The sequence below is a fragment of the Psychrobacter sp. genome, assembly GCF_049295055.1.
Lineage (GTDB): Bacteria > Pseudomonadota > Gammaproteobacteria > Pseudomonadales > Moraxellaceae > Psychrobacter.
Map to the genome: position 1 here is coordinate 24,956 of NZ_JBAQQF010000014.1, position 17,092 is coordinate 42,047.

General features: G+C 40.8%; 12 protein-coding genes and 1 pseudogene. 5 read left to right on the forward strand and 8 right to left on the reverse strand.

The features are described 5' to 3' along the window. Positions 1–32: 32 nt before the first annotated feature. The 7 genes and pseudogenes from WAZ74_RS02480 to WAZ74_RS02510 all read right to left on the reverse strand — a co-directional run bounded on the left by WAZ74_RS02480 (position 33) and on the right by WAZ74_RS02510 (position 10,339). A complete protein-coding gene (locus WAZ74_RS02480; protein ID WP_422305450.1) occupies positions 33–1,946 on the reverse strand; it encodes an N-6 DNA methylase in 1,914 nt (637 codons plus the stop codon). Then, entirely contained in the window at positions 1,939–3,831 is a 1,893-nt protein-coding gene (locus WAZ74_RS02485) for an AAA family ATPase (RefSeq protein WP_422305452.1), read from the reverse strand. Before WAZ74_RS02485 ends, WAZ74_RS02480 begins: the two co-directional genes overlap by 8 nt. A 416-nt stretch (positions 3,832–4,247) precedes the next feature. Continuing rightward, a pseudogene (locus tag WAZ74_RS02490) lies at positions 4,248–4,631 on the reverse strand (transposase family protein); the annotation flags it as partial. Between the two features lie 8 nt (positions 4,632–4,639). Then, a complete protein-coding gene (locus WAZ74_RS02495) occupies positions 4,640–5,080 on the reverse strand; it encodes a helix-turn-helix domain-containing protein (protein WP_422305454.1) in 441 nt (146 codons plus the stop codon). Positions 5,081–5,146: 66 nt separating this feature from the next. Beyond that, positions 5,147–6,103 (reverse strand): ribosome biogenesis GTPase YlqF, encoded by a 957-nt coding sequence (gene ylqF, locus WAZ74_RS02500; protein WP_422305456.1) that lies wholly within the window; start codon positions 6,101–6,103, stop codon positions 5,147–5,149. A gap of 174 nt (positions 6,104–6,277) precedes the next feature. After that, complete coding sequence (locus tag WAZ74_RS02505) at positions 6,278–9,412, reverse strand: DUF2339 domain-containing protein (RefSeq protein ID WP_422305458.1); 3,135 nt, start codon at positions 9,410–9,412, stop codon at positions 6,278–6,280. Between the two features lie 189 nt (positions 9,413–9,601). Beyond that, positions 9,602–10,339, reverse strand: a complete 738-nt coding sequence (locus WAZ74_RS02510) for a dienelactone hydrolase family protein (protein WP_422305460.1) — start codon at positions 10,337–10,339, stop codon at positions 9,602–9,604. A 185-nt stretch (positions 10,340–10,524) separates the two neighbouring features. Between WAZ74_RS02510 and WAZ74_RS02515 the strand changes: the two genes are divergently transcribed. Together WAZ74_RS02515 and WAZ74_RS02520 are read left to right on the forward strand one after the other, a co-directional pair. Continuing rightward, the gene (locus WAZ74_RS02515; RefSeq protein ID WP_422305462.1) at positions 10,525–11,130 is read left to right on the forward strand and encodes a YcgN family cysteine cluster protein; all 606 of its coding nucleotides are present in this window, start codon (positions 10,525–10,527) and stop codon (positions 11,128–11,130) included. Positions 11,131–11,174: 44 nt separating this feature from the next. Continuing rightward, positions 11,175–11,984, forward strand: coding sequence for a hypothetical protein (locus tag WAZ74_RS02520; protein WP_422305464.1), 810 nt, complete (start codon positions 11,175–11,177; stop codon positions 11,982–11,984). A gap of 33 nt (positions 11,985–12,017) precedes the next feature. On the opposite strand, the gene WAZ74_RS02525 is transcribed toward WAZ74_RS02520, so the two are convergent. Further along, entirely contained in the window at positions 12,018–13,397 is a 1,380-nt protein-coding gene (locus WAZ74_RS02525; protein WP_422305466.1) for a DUF4105 domain-containing protein, read from the reverse strand. 276 nt (positions 13,398–13,673) lie between these two features. Between WAZ74_RS02525 and WAZ74_RS02530 the strand changes: the two genes are divergently transcribed. The 3 genes from WAZ74_RS02530 to WAZ74_RS02540 all read left to right on the forward strand — a co-directional run bounded on the left by WAZ74_RS02530 (position 13,674) and on the right by WAZ74_RS02540 (position 17,048). Continuing rightward, entirely contained in the window at positions 13,674–14,573 is a 900-nt protein-coding gene (locus WAZ74_RS02530) for a CBS domain-containing protein (RefSeq protein WP_422305468.1), read from the forward strand. Between the two features lie 307 nt (positions 14,574–14,880). Continuing rightward, positions 14,881–16,455 (forward strand): apolipoprotein N-acyltransferase, encoded by a 1,575-nt coding sequence (gene lnt, locus WAZ74_RS02535; protein ID WP_422305470.1) that lies wholly within the window; start codon positions 14,881–14,883, stop codon positions 16,453–16,455. 137 nt (positions 16,456–16,592) lie between these two features. Beyond that, on the forward strand, positions 16,593–17,048 hold the full coding sequence (locus tag WAZ74_RS02540; protein WP_422305472.1) for a hypothetical protein: 456 nt from the start codon (positions 16,593–16,595) through the stop codon (positions 17,046–17,048). The last annotated feature ends 44 nt before the right edge of the window (positions 17,049–17,092 follow it).

The window sequence follows — 17,092 nt, forward strand, 5'->3', positions numbered from 1 at the left end:
CAACGATTTTTTCCGCTTCAACTATATAATTTCTAGTATTTAAGAATTTTTTCTAAAATAGAATTATCAGTAAGTAGTTCAAGATTTTTATTGAAATTCAGTAAAAGGCTTTGTATCGATTCTTTATTTTCTTTCAGCAAAGTAAACCAATTACTTAGCTCAACTTGTTTTTCATAATTAGGAAGCGAAACTACTGTATTGTTTAGCTGTTTAATTGAAATAAACTTTTGTGCAACCCCTGTGGCCATCTTGTTTAAATCCATGCTTTGTAATACATGGGCCAAATAAGGCGTAAATACCTCTGTCTCATTTTTTACTTCTAAGCTTATTGCATTGCTAGTTAACCAATAGGGTTTAGATGATAAATGGATATTTCCACAATACATTCCAACCTTACCAACGACGATTGAACTACTGAACCTATTTGCTTCTTTGTAATAGCCTATAACCCCATTGCCTCCAAAAACTGGATATGCTCCATTACTGGATATTTCCGATTTATTAAGGTTAGACCCGCTCCTAAGTTCACATATACTCTGTACAGTCACATCTTTGAATTGCTCAACATCTATATTTTTTGATGCGTTTTCAAAATAATTTTCAATTGATTCGATCAGAGCTGATTGCTCTTTTTTCAATGAGTTGATTTTTTCTATTTTATCAAAACTAAACTTTTCTTCGTTTTTTGGTAATGAAAACGAAAGGTTAGAGGTTTCATCTGCTATTAAGGACTGCTTATCTATTAGGCAAGAATTCTCACCGACTCTTCTACTTTCAAACTGAGAAATAAACTCTTCAAAGTCACTATCACCAATTGAATTAAGTCTATTTAAAGGCTTCTTAGTATTTAACTCATAAAACCAAATATCTTCCCCTGGGGTCGTATTTTCAAAAAACAAAACACTAACTTTAATTCCTGTATATGGTGCTAGCACTCCTTCCGGAAGGCTTAAAATAGAGTGCAGGTTAAACTGAGTTAATAGTTGACCCCTCAATATGTCCAACTGGTTAGCTCTATTAAATAAAAGGCCATTAGGCACAATCAGAGCCGCTTTGCCATTTTTCGCCAGCTTATTCATAGCATGCTGAAGAAACATAGCCTCTAAATTACCAGTGTATCCATTGTAGTAATACTCGTACTTACTCATATCTGAGGCTTTACCAAACGGCACACCCGAAAGAATTAAGTCGTACTTTAAGTTATCTTCAATTAGTAAAGAGTCAGATAACGTTATCTGTTTAATATTAATACCATTTAAAAGTAAATTCAGTATCCCAATTAAATAAGCAAAAGGACTAATGTCATTCCCTATAGCCTTAAAATTCCTATTCTCATAAGTTTTAGATAGGTACTTTTCAACTTCCACAAACGTACGACCTGTACCCATAGCTGGGTCATAAATGCTTGTTTGAGGTCTAGGATCACTTACTTTAACGATTGCCTCAACTAAAGATTTTGGAGAGTGGAAAGCACCTGAAGAGCTTGAGTCTTTAACCATAATTAATAATAATTCATCAAAATCAACTTTTAGAAATTCATAAAAATCAAGATTTTCTAATTCATATAACGCAGCCTCTAAAATTTTTAAAGAACGGATACGCAGTGGGATATTATTAAATACAACTTCAATATCTCCCCATCTATTATTACGAAAAAAGCTCTGTCTAAAAAAACTCTCATTTCCACAAATTACCTCATGAAATATATTTTTTATGATAGAAAAATCATTATTTATTTTTCCTTCATCAAAGCCATGGATGTCGGAGAATAATCCTCTAAATGAACTTCTGTGAATGCCACTTTGATTATTGGAAGTAAAGTCATAAAAATATTTTATTAAAAGCAATAAAGACAGTTGCTCTATTGCATCTATTGAGTTATTGATACCAGTATCTTTTCTTAGTAACTCAACTATACGTGCCAATTTATTATTAGAGTTATTCATTAGTGGCCACCAAATAATTATACATCTTTACAATATCTTCGCTTATCTCTTCTTTAGGGATACAAGATACAAAGCTTTGAGTCTTTTCAATACAAAACCCTTTACCATCAACATTTATATGAGGGTCAACAATTTCCTTAACTGAACTTGATGGATGCTTAGCCAAATAACTATTAAACTTACCATCAGTTCCAATATCCCCATTTTTCCCTACTTTTAAATGGCAGTCTTCTACGTAGTGCCTGTTGATTTCATCACATGCAGTACCCAAAGCAGTATAAGATAGTAGGTAATGCTTAATCTCTCTTCTTTTCCAAGATAATAACGCCACCTTTGACAATGGCCTTGAATCTTTTGTGGTTTTTTGGTTAGCATCTTTTTTAGGCGGTTTTGGGGGTTCTGTAGGCTTAAATGAATGACCTTTAACTAAAAATGGATTTTCAGTTGTACCAATTAGATTGTTAGGATATTCGTCAGCATCGCATATCAAAAACACTCTTTTAGTTTTAGTTTTCAGTTTGTTCAATGTTTTTAAAGTAGTTAAAAATCTTTCATAATTTTTTAACCAGTTTATTTTATTGTCACCGAATGTATTTTTATCTTGGCCTTCAACAAATCCAGAAGAAATACTTAAGCAGATGAAATCAGATAAACTATTTTCAATTATTTCATCCGAATATCTTTCATCATCAGAAAGTTTTTTCTTAAGTAGCAATTTAAATATTTCCCAGTCATGAGCATGATCCATAACTACAATATTTTTATACATAGAAACAATTTTGCACTGTGTTTCTTCAACTTCAGATAAAGCCTCCAACCTCTGAAGTAATTTGAATGATGAATTAGCATATTGCACCTCTCCACGCTCAATAACCTTTAATTTATCTATCCCAGCTTTTGAGATTGAGTCTAACAAGTGAGTAGTAGTAATAACTTTGCCCTCTAATCCCTGAAATACATCCCAAAGATTACCAATATTTTTATAGTGAAGATGCGAGTCAGCTTCATCAAATAAAAACAAAGTATTTTCTCTATCAAATAGATCTACTAGCGCATAAAGAAAAAGTAATTGATACTCACCATCGCTCAGATCTTCCAAGCGTAAAGTTTTATTACCCTCACCTTCCAATTCATTAACTCTTGAAAACTCAACTTCAATGCTACTTTTAACAATAAAATAGTCATTATCAGCAGCTTGTGTAAAGAACATGATTTTTGAGTCAAAAGAGGGCTGTTCATCAGCTTCGAACGACACGTTGGAAATTATACTTTGAGCTAAGTTAACTGTTTTGAGTGGTATTGAGTCACTAAAATCATAGCTTTCATCAATTAGAGTATGAATAAAGCTTTTCAAAGTCCGGTGGTAAGCTTTATTTGTAATAACGTCACTATTACCACTCTCTTCTTCCTTAACTGCATGCCTAACTTGGTCTATGTAAGCATTATCCACTTTAACTTTAAAAGAGAGCTTTGTTGACTCATCTTCATCGAACTCATTTTCAATAACGTAGTTATTTTGCCTTAAAAACTTACGTACCAATCCATTATGATCGCCTGTTGTAGATAAAAATATTAAAAGTTTCGCAAGTGATTTATCATAATAAAAACAATCTAAGCTGAACGCTCTTCTGTTTGCTCGCTCAGTATTTAAATAGTGAGCAAATCGCTCAGAATAACTTTCATTTTGCCCTGAAGAAAAACAAACAACTTTATAATCTTCGTAGAGAGTGCTGCCCGGTTTTAGTTTTTCATCAAAGATAGATTTTAAAATTGATGATTTACCAGAACCATTACCACCAATAAATGTAGCAATTTTTTCAAAGTCTAGTGTTTGAGGTTCTGGATATAAGGCATTAGCTGGTAAAGGTAAAGAAATTGCTGTCATGTTAATAATATTCCTTTATATATCCATACGCTCTATCAAACAGTATTTGGTCCGTGTGGAGCTTATATTTAAGTAAGGCATTGCGAAGTGACTCAGTGCTCATAGCGAAAATATATTAAAATTCGTCACTGAGCTACAGCAACTGACCCATGAAGGTCATGATTTATCTTTCGAACTTTCGTTAGCATTCGGGTCAACGGTCGCTCACTTAGAGCTACAGGGTACCTTTGCTGTCACTCTGCCGCTACCAGATAATAATATGCAAGAAGCTGTCAAGGTAATTACTCTATTGGCAAAGAAAAATGGGCTGGTGTTTTATTATTTGCTAGGGCTGGTTTCTTTGCTTCATGGGCAGATTTTTTATCTCTACATGATTAGCAAAAATGAATGTCGATTTGTTAGACCTCTTGCAAAAGTCATAAACCAAGCTCGAAATTAACAACACCAGCGAATAGCTTCATTCTAAGATCATAGCGCTGACGACGGTTACGATATTTATGAGCCACTATTTTGAACAATTTGATCAAGCCTATTTTATGTTCAACCATAATGCGAAACTTAGCCAGATAGTGATTGGCTTGTTTGCAAAGCTCTAACAGCTGACCCCCACGAGGTTTTTTAAAGGGGGTGAAGGTGTGTTTATGTAACTTTGCAATGCCCTGATAGCCACTATCTGCTAGTAATTTAGCATTGTCAGGAAGCCAATCAGGACAAGTGTCTTTATATAGCTTAAAATCGTGGATTGACCCTTTAGACGTTTGAATATCTAATATCAAACCGGTTTGCCAATGAACGATAACCTGTGCTTTTAAGGTGTGTTGTTTTTTCTTACCGCTGTAGTAGTCTCTTTGGTTTTTTTTGGACGCTCAATGGGGGTGTCGGTGGCATCGACGATGACGACTGACCAATTGATGTCGTCATCAACTCTGCTAGGCAGCTTTTTGGGCAATTCAAACTTACCTGAATCCATCAGTATGTCTTCTACTTTACGAATGATACGGCTAGCAGAAGACTCATGAATACCAAAGTCCATACTGATGTGGTACAGCGTCCGGTATTCACGCCAATAAGTAAGGGCCAGTAATATTTGTTCCTCAAGACTAAGCGCGCTTGGCCGTCCTGATTTAGTCTTTTGTGCTTCATGCTGCTGCATGGCATTAAGCATTTCACGAAAGGTGGCTTTATGAATGCCCGTATAGCGCTTAAAGCCAGCATTATTTTGTTGGAGAAGCTTATCTATGTTTGGCATGGTTCCTAGCCAGTTATGAATGTATGAGTTATTGTAAAACCCTTTGCTACTTTTGCAAGAGGTCTGTTATTTACGATTCTTCCGCGTTTTTAATCGACGCAAACGTTTCTCTTCTTCTTTAGCGATTCTTTTTTCTTCTGCCGCGATGCGTTGCTGAGCGACGACGACTTCTTCAGCCTCAGTCATAGCAGGCGTCTCAAGCGTAATGCGCCCAATCTTACCGCTACGCAGCTCATTGACTAGGATTTCTGACATCCGGTAGGTATCGACTTTATTACCTGTGCGCACACAGCCACGATTGCGCCCCGCTATTTCAAAGAACTCCCAATCCGTTTTAGGTAATTCTTCAATTTTATAGCGGGTTTTTAATAGCTCAGGATATGCGGTTAATAAATACTCAGCGGTATAACCGGCAACATCAGCAAAGTCAAATGCGGTATCACGAATGCCACCTGTTGCTGCCAAGCGATAGCCAGAGTTTTCGTTTTCAACTTTTGGCCATAACATACCCGGCGTGTCATAGAGCATGATGTCATCATCAAGTTTAATCAGCTGCTGTGACTTGGTAACGGCTGGCTCGTCACCCGTTCTAGCTACGGCGCGTCCAGCCAAAGTGTTAATCAAAGTTGATTTACCGACGTTTGGTATGCCCATAATCATGGCTTTAATTTGGCGACCAGTACCGACTTTATTGGGCACCATTTTTTTACACAGGGCGATGATGCGCTTTACGTCATCGGCTTTGTTATCGTCACAAGCAATGGCTTTGACCCCATCTTGTTGCTCAAGATAGTCCATCCATGCTTGGGTCAATTCGGGATCAGCAAGGTCGGCTTTATTTAAGATTTTGATGACTGGCTTTTCGCCGCGCAATGCCGCAACCATTGGATTTTCACTACTATAAGGGATACGCGCATCAATTACTTCGATGACCACGTCCATTTGTGGCATGATTTCTTTGATTTCATTGCGGGCTTTGTTCATATGCCCAGGGAACCACTGAATACTTACTCTCTTATCCATCTGCTTTACTAACCTTTTATAAAAAATGCTAAAAGTAAGACCATCGTCATTTACTTTTTAATGGTGTTCAGTTTACTACATAAGCCACGTACGGATGCTAAAAAGTAATGATGCTAAAAAGTAAGCAGGCTAAAAAGTGCTCACGCTATAATTTCCATTCGTTCTAATAAGAAACTATGATTCGACCTGTTTTGTCGTCTCATCACGTGCTGGCGGCAGTGGTGCCAAATAACCAATTAGTAAAATCAAACTGCCTGCGCCAAGAAAAGAAATCACTCGCCAAATCGCTTCCGTCTGCGATAAATCAACCAAGACCAGTTTCAGTACAACAATACCCAATAAGCTAATACCCATAAACCACAGCGCGCGCTGCCAATAGCGACTGGCGATAATGGTGGCGACCAATGCCAGTAGCGTCCATAAAATGGTCAGACCCGTTTGTACTTGTTCGCTATTCCATGCGTTGTCCGTATAGCCGTAGAAACTTCCAATCCATAACGGTGTACCAATAAAAGCGTGCAGCGTTCTGACCAACATACTAGAGCATATCCAAAAGCCAATCAGCGCCAATATAATAAGCAGCATGTTATTTTTAGGAATGGCATGTAAGATATTTTGCGATGGCATGCCTTGTGATTGGCGCAGTAAATAAACGCCTAAGCCATAAAGTACGACCAGCCATAACGTCACGTCATAGAGATTAATCAGCGGAAAATAGGGCAGTCCCCAAATCACGCCATCATAGGTGAAATTGGTAAAAATAACCCAGCACAATGTTAGCGGCACGAATATTTTGGCGCTGTTCAATATTGCCTGTTGCCAGTCAAACCAGTAAGTAGAGAACGGTGAGGATGAATTCTTCGTTTGATTATTCATTTGCTGACGGTAGATTAACCACAGCCCAGCTAGCATAAGCGCAACTGGCACAAGAATAGTAATGACACCTTGTGAGCTAGGTAAGCCATAATGGACAGCCTCAGCCAAAATTATGATTCCAGTGCCAAACCAGCTGGCGTTATCGTAGCTTTTTAACTCCGTACTGTTATGGTTGTCGTTATTGATATTAGTATTGCTGTGCCACGTTTTTAGCCAAAATTGTCCGACGACCAGCCAGCCGATTAATAACGTCATCAATATCGGCCAATGGAAAGTCGTCCATTGGTAGTCAAATTCATATTTTTGTGGCAGCTGTAGTATCAGCATGGCGTAAAATAATAACAGTAAACCATGGCTAAATTGCCTGATTTCTCGCCACGAGCGGTAATGATTAATCATATAATAAATGATCATGCTGACCAAACTTGCCAATGCTATCAGGGTAGTCGTTGCCAATTGCCAGCTGGCAAGCCATTGGTCAAAATCAATGATTAACACATATAGCAGCCAGCCCATCGCGGTGAGCGTCAACAGGCGTATCAAAGCAGGACTTTCCCAAATCACTTTAAACGCCATACTTTGGCTATTGATACTGGCAAGCCATTGCTGTGCTGCCGTTTCACTGATGCCCAAATCTTTGGCATATTCTGACAGCGTACGATTGGCGTTAAGCAGGTTCTCAGGATGATGAATAGCTTGTGCTGAATTATCAGTCTCTGTCATAGAAGATAGGATAGGCGAGTTACTGGCACGTAAAATAAACATACTAGCAAGCGCACTGATGGCAGAAATCGTTAAAGCGAGCGTGGGATAATGGGTAACAGTGATAACAAAGTTGTTTAACAGCATACCAATGCTAATCAGCTGTAACAATAATCCGAATAATACTGACCACGCCCGCAGTGAGCGCCTGCCAAACCAGACCAATGCCAAACCTTGCACTGACCAGCCAAAGGCAATCCACTCAGCATTTAGTGCCAGTGGAATCACCAAGGCTAAAAAGCCAAAGCCTAAAGCCAGCATGCCTTCAGTAATCAGCGCATAGCGTTGACTACGCTGAATAAAAGTCCAACCAAGCCCCAAATAAACCGCTGCTAAAATAGCGCTAGTGACAGTTAATGCGTGATTGATATCGCTCAATAATGCTGAAAATAAACCAAATGCTAATATCGGCACTGAAAATAGCAGCCCGATATCAATAGGAAATAAATATTGATGGTCAGTAGTATTAGCCGTCTGAATATCAATAGCTGCCTTAATATCAGAAGTTTGATTTTTACTATTGGCATCCAACTCATGACTATTATTATAAGCAATAATTTGCTGGGCATAGCGAATAACGACAAATAGATAGAGCAGCACATGCCCTGCGACGAGGATTACCAACGCCCAGCGTTGGCTATCAATAACTGCTGTTAAGTTCTCAGTGAGTCCCCAATAGTATGCCAGTCCAAACGTCACGCCCACGCCTAATAAATTCAGTACTTTCCACGGGCGATAATGGGCGATAGCAGCAATGGTCACGTTTAATAATAAGTAATAGCTAAACAATACCGTCAAGCTAGCAGTATCTTGACTGGTCAAAATCGGTGCAAAAAAGCCGCCGGATAATGCCAATAATGCTAACGGGAAAGCATTTTGGCGTACCGCTAAAGCAACCGTTAGCGCTGATAATATACCAAGCGCCATAAAGCTTGGCAGACTGCTGATGACGTGATAGACGCTATAGGCAAAAAAGGTGCTCAAATAAGCGATGGCTAAACCGGCGCCTTGCAAGGTGATGCCGTAAGCAAAACGATTTTTTGCTAATTTTAATCCCAATCCTGCTAGCCCTAAACCAATGATGCCTATCACGGTGAGCTTAACGGTAATCGGTATCTCGATATAGTCGCTTAATAAGCGTAGTAGTAAAACTACGCCGACCAGCAATACTAAAACCCCAACACGCACCACCAAATTACCACCAAAGAACCAGTTTTTAATGGAATGGATTATGGAGGTAACCATAGGTAGCGAGCGTTCATCTGGCTCTATATTAGTGATGGGGTTTTGCGATTTCGACTTTGAGTGCAGATTTTTGATAGAGTCAAGGATAGGCAAATTGGATGGCGTAGAAGTAAATTCTTCTGCTTCTTGTAATGGTAACGATGATAAAGAGTTAGGATTTGGTGACCAAGCGCTTGCAATGATATCAGGTGCTGCTACAGAAACTGACTCAGAGTTCTTATTTTTAATAGGATGTGTATCATCAGAATGCAGAGGTTTTATTGCCACTACGCCATCTTTATGCTGCTCAAACTCAGCTTGTAATTGTGCCATGTCGCGGCGTAAATGCCTGAGCTGCTGATTTATCTTGGCGTATAACGCCACAACTACGATTAATAAAGCAATAAAGGCCAACCAACCAAGCTGGTTTATAAATAGATATAACATCCTCGTCACTCAATCCATCTGATAATAGGGTGATAATGACGCTATTTGACAATAAGCACAATAGTAATGGTTTTAATGAAAAAACAATGGCAGCTTAATATTTAAGCTGCCATTGTTTTTGTTGCGTTGTTTATACTGTAGTCGATTCACTTTTATTTTTAACGGACTAGAATAAAATTTTACTAGTCTTTATCCCAAGTTGTTTTTCATAAATTCCAGCATATTTTCCCAGCTTTGTTTGGTAGCAGCTTCGTTATAGCCCAAATCTACACTATTTTTGGCAGCACGCTCATCTGCTTGTGGGTTGGTAAAACCATGCTTAGCACCATCATACACATCAATAGTGTAATCAACATCAGCGGCATCTAGCTCTGATTTCAGACCTTCTATCGCTTCCATCGATACCATCGAATCATCGCGACCATGAGCGACCAATACTTTAGCTTTAAATTTATCATCGGCTGGTTGCTTAGGTGATGGATTACCGTGGAAAGTGGCAACTGCTTTTAATGGCATGCCTTCACGCGCCATATCGAGGACCACTTTGCCACCGAAGCAAAAGCCAATGGCGCCTAGATTATCGCCATTAACTGCCATCTGGTCACTAAAATCATCAAGAATTAAACGACAGCGTGCCATCAGCATGTCTTGATCAGCAAGCACTTGCTCCATCCACATATTTGCCATTGATGCATCGGTAGTCAGTTTGCCTTCACCGTATACATCCATCGCCACAGCAGCGTAGCCTGCTTCTGCTAAGCGCTCAACGACTGATTTTGGATGTTCGACCACGCCCCACCATTCAGGTGCAACTAAAATTCCGGCTACTGGATTGTCATCAGACGCATTCTCTGGCAGCGCGACATAGCTGATTAACTGAACATTATTTTCAGTGGTACTGATTAATTCAAAAGTCTTAATTGACATATTGTTGTCCTTTTTTTTATGTTATGAATGTTAAGTTGTGATTGTTAGGTTAGGAGTGTGATATAGCGGTATTTTCAACTCATCACTTTCCTTACCTTTACTTACCTTTACTACCTTAACGCCCAACCCAGTCAAAAACAGCTATAATACTGTAACGCTCTTTATCAAAATGATACGGCAACTTTATGACGCTAAATTTATTAAATAAATATGAAGCCAGCTTAAATGCAGCTACTGATGTTGACTCGAAAGCTCAGGAAAAATCAGGGTCAGAATCAGCAATGCATCTTCTATTTGATGATGCAGCGACTGAAACATTGCGCCCGCAGTTTTGGTCACGCTTTACGCTAGCAGAATTAAACCATAGCGAGTGGGAAGCCCTGTGTGATGGCTGTGGCAGTTGCTGCTTGATTAAGTATGTTGACGAAGACGAGGACGGCGATGTTGACGAAGAAATGGTCGAATATACCGACGTGACCTGCCAGCTGATGGACTGTGCGACGGGGTATTGCAAGCATTATGCGACGCGGCAAGCGCATGTGCCAGATTGTATCCAGCTGACGATTGAAAACTTACCAAAGATGATGTGGTTACCGTCGCACTGTGCTTATAAGCGCTTGTATAAAGGTCAAAGCTTACCAAGCTGGCATTTGTTGTTGACCCAAGATGCGGTGGCAACTCAGCAACAAATGCGCGCGGCTAATGTTGGTGTAGCGGGGCGCTGCGTGACTGAAATTGGTATGGATGATGAGGAGATGGAGGAGCGGGTAGTGAATTGGGTAAAGCCTTAGCCCATTAGTTTTTGAATCAGGTTTTATGATCCAAGGATAAGGATATGTCTCAAAATTATTTAGAAATAAGCTATTTAAAAGGCAGTCTAATATTCGGTGTGGCTCTTTTATTAAGCAGCTGCTCAAGTACAGCACCTTTGACCAAAACGAATGTCTCTAGTAATCAAACGATTCAAACCATGCATGCAAAGGTTATACCAGCATCCGCGGATGCTATTTTGCCAACCGCGCTAGTTGTCGATTGGCAAAAAATAGAAGCACTGGCAAATAAAATGTATGAAGATGAGCCATTATCTACCGATGTTTTCCATGTTTTGGAAGAAACAGACTCTGGCACAGCATCAGGTTTTTATGCTAATGATTTCAACGTCTCCATGAAAGAGGCGCAGCGCCGACTAATCTTAGCAGGCATTAGCTCGCCGCTGATTGAAGCTGTTACCGAGCAATTAGGTGAGTCTTTAGCAGCCATTTATTACGATAATAACGACCCTAATGAGTTCTCGATTAAGATGACGACCTTGACAACTGTTGAAGCGGTACCACCAAAGTATGTTTATCGTTTTAAACAAAAAGAATTTAAAGACTATTCCCTACCCATTTATATCCAAGCGGACAGTGATAAAAACGAACAGCAGATTCTTGCTCTACAGCAAAAAGCGACACCTGAAATAAGAAGGCGCTATCCAGAAATGCAGTTGATAGGTTTTACTCCTATGACCAATACTATTCGCGTTATGATTTACCGCAAAACACCTGATGAATCTGAACGCCAACGCATAGAAGCTGAATTGACGGAGCTTGTCGGCCATCCTGTGGTGGTTGAATTTATTAAAAATCGTATAACGACGCTTTAATAATGGTCGATACTATTTAATGTAGCAGCACCATTATTCTTTGGAAGCCTGAGCGGCAGACTCAGCGCCTACCTTTGCATCAGTTCGCGATTCAGCAAGTGGTGGGATAGGGATGCCTTGGCGAATTTGCTGAGAAAATTCACTACTATTGCTATCAGATGCCGGTTTGATTTGGTTTTTAAAGTCGCGAACCTTTGGATTGATATGCGTGCGCTCATACCAGGTATCCATCGACCAAGGTTGTCCTGTTTTTTCAGGATTGGTATCTAACATACCGACATCTTGTAGATAGTTTGGCAGCCAGCCCGATACCCAAATACGATAATCCCATGGCAGACGGTCATCACTGACGATACGCGCCATATAAAAAATGATATTGGTACAGTTACTGAGTAAGGTGTTATACCAAGTGGGTTCTTCATTTAACTCATCGGCAGCGATTAAATAAGATTCAAATAATGCTTTGACTTCATGCTGTTGCAGATGACTGATCGGAAATAGATAAACCTGCTCGCCGCGTGCGTTACTGCGAGTATAAATAATATCGCGCTCTTCTGCGGCAATCAGGCTCAATTCAAAACGTCTAAAAAACCCAGCGAGTGCGGAAAATGATTCGCCATTTTCTTTACGAATCTCAAATGAGAAGGCAAGCGGTCGATCATCTTCAAAGCGAAAGCTCACTAACGTATGCGCAATCAGCGGTCCCATCCAATAAGAGTTGGTCACATCGACACCAGATAGTTTCGACATATCAATCGTACGCGTCTCCCAACGTTCAGTAGCATCGTCAGCATTATGCCAATCAAAGTTGCGGACATTGGTTAGGGTAATTAAATCAGGATTGCTCGCATCACGCGTGTAAGCGACTCTTTCACTCACTTCTGGCATCCAGTCGCGTTGTTGCTTGGGTTCAATAGACATAAACCAACCAAGGCCAATAAACCAAATGGCGGCGTACAATCCTAATAACCATTTGGTCATTGTCTTTTTAGTTATGGTTTTCTCAGTACTGGCGTTTCCAATGTTGTGCTTTTTACTATTAGACCGTCGTTTACTCGTGAGCTTATTAATTAAGTTGTGAGAAGTTTTTGACCAAGCGCGTACACCAAGCAAAGTTGCCAGTACCCCGACGATAAGGATTATCGTTAGCCACGTTATGATAGAGCGCCCACCAAATTGATACCAGATTGCTAGCAATAACCAAACCGCGGACAGTATAAGCGTGAGTGCAATGAAAAATTGCAGCAGGTAATGTCGCCATTTAGACTTTGGCGGATTGCCATTTGGTACGCTAGCCTTCATACCCTGATTTAAGTTGTCAGTCTCTAAGCCATGACTGTCTAAGCCGTTATCTGAACGATGGCTATTTGAATGAGGCGAAAGCAGGCGAGAAAAAAAGGTACGTAGCGACATAGATTTGATTTTGAGAGAGTAAGACTTTGACCATAGCAAAGTTTGCAACACACTGACAATACAATTTGAGTGAATTTCTCGTTGAATGTCAGTAGGCCTTGCGATAAAGTGAAACTTATTAAGCTGGTCTATACATTGGTCAATATTTACTATTTAATACTTACTATATAATGAAGGGCTAATGCTAAACTGGCTATTTTATTTAGCATGTTAAACCCCATCTACGTTTTTTATGCTCCTAATTACCATTAACTAAAGAGGTTAACTCACACCATCATGTCTGAAGATGCTCCCAGCCCGAGTAGTTGGTCGATGCGCGGCTTAAAACGCTGGCTATCGACCGCCCCCGAAACCCGTGATGAATTGATTAGTTTAGTACAACAGTCACGCCAATTCTTAGAGCCAGATACAGTGGACATGTTAGAAGGCGTGCTCGATCTGCCGGCGACGCAAGTTCGCGAAATCATGACCCCGCGTCCACAAGTGATCGGGCTGCATGAAAATACCAGTCTTGCTGAGGTGATGGATATCATTCTTGAGACCACTCACTCTCGCTATCCGGTATTTGATAGCCAAGATGATGATGCGGTCATTGGTATCTTATTAGCAAAGGATTTGATTCCTCTTTTGGTGCACATGGTGCGCGACCAAGAAGACAAAATTGATAGCAAGCGCTTAAGAGACTTGGTTCGTCAGCCATTATATATTAGTGAGAGCGCACGCTCTGACACCTTGCTACGCTCGTTGCAACGCACTCAAGTCCATATGGCGGTTGTCGTCGATGAGTTTGGGAACTTTGGCGGTGTGGTGACGATGGAAGATTTACTCGAGGAAATCGTCGGTGATATTGTCGATGAGCATGATGATTTTGATGAAGACAGTGATATTAATAATATTGTCGCCGATCCTGAAAAGCCGAATACTTGGCGCATCCAAGCGTCTACAGCGATTGAAGACTGTAATGATGAGATTGGCTCTGATTTTGATGATACCGATGTCGATACCATGGGTGGTCTGGTCATGCAGGCGCTAGGCTATGTCGGTGATCTAGAAGGTGAGAGCGTCGTCATAGATGATTGGCAAATCACCATCACTGATGTCGAAGGACGTTTTATCCAAAATCTTGAGGTAGCTAAAGTAAACGATGACCCGCAAGTGCTGATAGGCAGTCACTAGTTTATTAGTCATTGGTTTATTAATCATTAGTCTATCTAAAAGCGTTATCAGCCAGATTTATCATTGATAGTGTTATTAAATATATGAATGACTAATCCCAAAAAATACGATTACGGTCGTGTTTTTTTTGCTTTCAAAACAGGTCTTTTACAACGCAAATTTACCCATTGATTAACGCAGACTGCTATCATAGGCGGATTTAATTTTCAGACGCTGTATATATCATAATAGGGTCGACTGTAAATTGAGCATTGACTGCATCATTGAGTCTTAAAATTATTGAACAATAAGGTTTTGGATAACTGCTATGCGTCTGTCTACTGTTGATTTGCAAAAACGTCTAAACCCCGACAAGCCAAAGGGCTTACCGCTGGTGCTGACTTTATTGATTGCGTTGCTGGCAGGGGCAGTATTTATCTTTGCGCTCGCGCCTTACGGTTTTTGGCCGCTAGCATTGGTATCGCCTGCTATTTTATACGCGTTATTGATGCCGGATATGAGCGGTAAGCGGGCGTTTGTTATTGGTCAGGCTTATGGTACAGGGCTATGGTGTGTTGGTGCGTTTTGGCTCTATACCTCCATTCACGTCTATGGTGATACGCCAGCATGGCTTGCGCTGATTATGATTGCGCTGATGGGTTTGGGCATGGGATTATTCCATGGCTTTTTGGCACTTGTTTTTAATCGAGTGGTCGGTAAGCAGCCGTTGTCATTTGCCGCCCTGTGGATATTACAAGAATGGATGAAAACGTGGTTGTTTACCGGTTTTCCATGGTTGTTTGTCGGTTATGCCTTCACTGAGCAATATTGGTTATCGTCATTAGCACCAGTAGCTGGCGTGTTTGCCGTCTCTTTTGTAGCGGTATTATTGGCAGCCAGTTTGGTCGAGCTATTGCGTCGCCGTGGCGGTTATATGATTCCGTCTCTAGCTTTGTTAATTATTAGCAGCGCATTATGGTTGATTAATCCACAGTGGACGAAGCCCAAAGGTACGCCTGATTTATCGGTGTCATTAATCCAAGGTAATATTCCGCAAGATCTAAAATGGCTGACCGAATATCAAGTAGAAACCCTAAAAATCTATGCGACTTTGACCAGTACCGAGTGGGGTCGTGATATTGTTCTATGGCCGGAATCTTCTATACCGATGTTTCAAGATGAAGCGGTTGGCTTTATCAATGAGATGGTAAAAATGGCCAAGGAAACCAATACCACATGGGTAACAGGTATTCCTTACAGAGATTCAGCCAACTTTGACCCAAAAGTGGATAAGTATCCGCCATTTTATAATAGCGTGATTGCGCTGGGTAGCGATGCTGAAGGGATGTATAAAAAACAGCGTCTGGTGCCCTTTGGTGAATATATTCCGTTTGAAGGGTTACTGGATATTTTGCCCAATTTAGCCGGTAGTCAAGATATTTTGAGCTATAGCCGCGGTAGCGATGCTCAATCACCGCTGCGTGTACGTGGTCATAATTTAGGCGCAGCGGTTTGCTATGAAGTTGCGTATCCTGATACTACGCGGAAGAATGCCATCAATACTGATTTTTTATTGACCATCTCAAATGATGCGTGGTTTGGCACTTCAGCAGGTCCGCTACAACACTTGCAAATGGTGCAAATGCGCGCCCTTGAAAACGGTCGTTGGTTTATGCGCGCCACCAATACCGGTGTCACGGCTATCATTGACCATAAAGGGCGTATCGTAAAGCGTGCGCCGCAATTTGAGCGTACGGTATTACGTGGTGATATTCAGGCGCGCGTCGGTAATACACCTTTTATGCGCTTTGGTAATTATCCCATCTTAATCGTGATTGCGCTTCTGCTGTTATTGAGCTATCTTGGCAAGCGTACGACGCCTCGAACGCGTGTAGTTAAGTAGTCAAACGTGGTGACATAGATTGGATTTCAAATTTTTCGACAATAAAACCTTTAAATAGTTAAGGGTTTTAACAAATCGATATAAATTGCGATATAATAGACCAATATTTTAAATATTTTGTGCAAGGTGGATCAGGTATGTCAGAACATATTGTCGAAAACAACCCTAAAAAAGAGTTCCTGTTTGCCTTAGGCGGCGTTGGCTTATTTTTAGCTATTGTACTATTAATTGGCATTTCAGGATTTCTGCGCCCAGCGGGTGAGCATATTACGGTTCAAACCGCTGAGGAAATAGCAGCTGCTGAGGAAGCGGAAGCAATGGCGGCAGAAGCAGCTAAACCGGCAGCTACCGCAGAAACCACTGCTCCAGCAGAAGCGGCGACTACCGATACACCGGCTGATGCGGCAGTGACTCCAGCTCCAGCTGATGCGACTGCTGCTGCCGATGCTAATAGCGCTGCGGTTACTGCAGAAGCCGGCACAGCAACTGCTTCTGGTACAGTCAGTCAACCAGCTGATGCTGAATTGCCAGCAGAGCAAGCCGATGGCGGCTTAGACGCTGGTAACACTGAAAAAGCAGTACCTGCACAGTAAGCTGGATATTCCGGTAAGATGCAGACCAGACTCTAAACTCACAC